Origin of the sequence: Sphingomonas olei, assembly GCF_045369765.1 — a bacterium.
Classification (GTDB): domain Bacteria; phylum Pseudomonadota; class Alphaproteobacteria; order Sphingomonadales; family Sphingomonadaceae; genus Sphingomonas; species Sphingomonas panaciterrae.
In genome coordinates this window covers 1-791 of the sequence record NZ_JBIQEU010000081.1, presented here as the reverse complement: position 1 = coordinate 791, position 791 = coordinate 1, and the positions used below count along the sequence as shown (strand labels likewise).

The following is a 791-nucleotide window of genomic DNA, read 5'->3' as shown; positions in this document are numbered from 1 at the left end:
CCGGCGTCGGGCTGGGAGAAGGGTCAGGTCGAGAACCAGGTGCAGACCGCGCGCGGCCGCTTCTTCCAGCCACGCCTGCGATTTACCAGCCTCGAGGAGCTGAACGGTTGGCTGGAGGCCGAGTGTCGGCGCTGGGCCGACATGCACCGGCATCCCGAGCGGAAGGAACTGACGGTCGCCCAGGCATGGGCAGCCGAACGGGCGGTGCTCCAGCCTGTTGTCGCGCCCTTCGACGGCTTCCACGAGAGCGAGCATGCGGTAAGCGGCACTTGCCTCATCAGCTTCGATCGCAACCGCTACTCCGTTTCTGCCCGGACGGTTCGGCGCGTTGTGCAGGTCCGTGCCTATGCCGACCGCATCCTCGTGCGCTGCGACGGTGAAGTCGTCGCCGACCATCCCCGGTTCTTTGGCCGGGACCGGACCATCTACGACCCGTGGCATTATCTGCCGGTGTTGGCGACCAAGCCGGGCGCCCTGCGCAACGGCGCACCGTTCCAGGGCTGGGAGTTGCCGCCTGCGCTGTCACGGCTGCGGCGCAAGCTCGGCGCCGGCGACGACGCCGACCGGCGGTTCGTGCGGGTGCTGGCGACAGTGCTCGATGACGGGCTCGAGGCGGTGGAAGCGGCCGTGCGCGAAGCATTGCTGGCCGGCACCGCCAGCGACGACGTCATCGTCAACATCCTGGCCCGCAGGCGAGAACCGCCACGACCGCTAACCATTGTCACCCCCGAGGACCTGGCGCTGCGCCATCCGCCCCGCGCCGACTGCAACCGCTATGACAGCCTGCGAGG

General features: G+C 69.0%; 1 protein-coding gene. It reads left to right on the top strand.

Translation table 11 applies throughout. The features are described from left to right. Positions 1–791: Mu transposase domain-containing protein (locus ACH0BU_RS18135; RefSeq protein ID WP_500264487.1), on the top strand; the 791-nt coding region annotated here is incomplete at both ends.